Source organism: Roseicyclus sp. (genome assembly GCF_052168335.1).
In the GTDB taxonomy this organism is placed as follows: Bacteria; Pseudomonadota; Alphaproteobacteria; order Rhodobacterales; family Rhodobacteraceae; genus Roseibacterium.
The window spans coordinates 1-1,266 of sequence record NZ_JBQLZP010000162.1; the positions used below are offsets into that span (position 1 = coordinate 1).

A 1,266-nucleotide genomic window follows, 5' to 3' on the forward strand; every position below is an offset into this window, starting at 1 on the left:
CATCGATCCAGCGGGCGACTAGGGCGGCGCCCTCGCGGTGGGTAAGGTTCCGGCCAAGGCCGCGAAGGAGGAGGCGTGGGAGCGGCGCCTCGCGGCGGGCGAAAGCGCCGCCGAGGTCTTCGGCCTCGCCCCGCCCGCGCGCGAGGGCTGACCCCTCAGGCGAGCGCGCGCATCACGCTGCCCGGAACGACGCGCAGGGTCTCCCGCTCCGACAAGGGCAGGAAGGTCACGTCGAGCCCGCCGTCGCGCAGGTCGCAGAGCGCGTAGCTCGCGCCCGCCACGAAGCGCATCGCATCCTCCGCCGTCTCCGGCGCGGTCGGATCGGACGCGGCGAAGAGCCCCGCGGTCGAGACGACCGGCACGCCGCGCCAGAGCCTCAGCCGGTCGAGGTGGACGTGACCCGAGACGATCAGGGTGAGCTCGCGGCCCGCGAGCGTCCGCGCCAGCCTGTCGGTATCCTCCGCGCCGAGCTGCGACCATCTCCGCCCGGCGCCGGGCTCGAGGAAGGGCGGGTGGTGCATCACGAGCACCTTCGGCAACCCCGGATTCCGGTCGAGGGCCGCGGCGAGGTACTCGAGTTGCCCTGCCTCGAGCGTCCCGCTCACCCGTCCCGGCTCGGAGGTGTCGAGGACGACGACATGCACGCCGCCGATGAGGCTCTCGTGGTCGAGGGGCGCGTCGGCTGCGCCCGGGTGCCCGCCGAAGACCTCGCGGAAGGCCGCGCGGTCGTCGTGGTTGCCGAGCGCGAAGATGACCGGGGCCTCCAGCGCCGCGAGGCGCGCCGAGAGCGCGGCGTAACTCTCGCGGTCGCCCTCGTCGGTGAGGTCGCCCGAAAGCACGACGAAATCGGGCGGCGGGCGCAACCCGTTCGCGATGGCGACGACGCGGTCGAGCGCGGCGAGGGATTCCTCCGGCCGGTCGCGACCCGCCGTGACGTGGATGTCCGTGACATGAAGGAAGCGGCACATCGGACGGCTCTCCGCAGGATGGGGCACAGGGTTCGCGGGGCCGTGTCCGGGAACACGTCCGGGTCGGCTACGGGTGCGAAGATGCACGTTCCGCCCGCGAAGGCCAGAGGCGGCACGGCCCGAAGCGGCGATGGCCGCGCCTCAACGCCCGCCCGGCGCGTCCCCGGGCGCTTCGGCCGGGATATGGAAGAGGATCGACTGGTTCCACGCCCCCCCGACGGCGAAGCGCGCGCCGACGGGCGTGGCCCCCTCGCCGAGCCTGCGCGCCCAGCGCGACCAGATGCCGGGCACGACGCCG

At 74.3% G+C, this 1,266-nt stretch carries 1 protein-coding gene; it reads right to left on the minus strand.

What is annotated here, in order from left to right; all coding sequences use genetic code 11:
• Nucleotides 1-155: 155 nt before the first annotated feature.
• Nucleotides 156-968: a metallophosphoesterase gene (locus ACTS11_RS04995; RefSeq protein ID WP_442639243.1), complete on the minus strand. Its 813-nt coding sequence runs from the start codon at nucleotides 966-968 to the stop codon at nucleotides 156-158.
• Nucleotides 969-1,266: the final 298 nt, after the last annotated feature.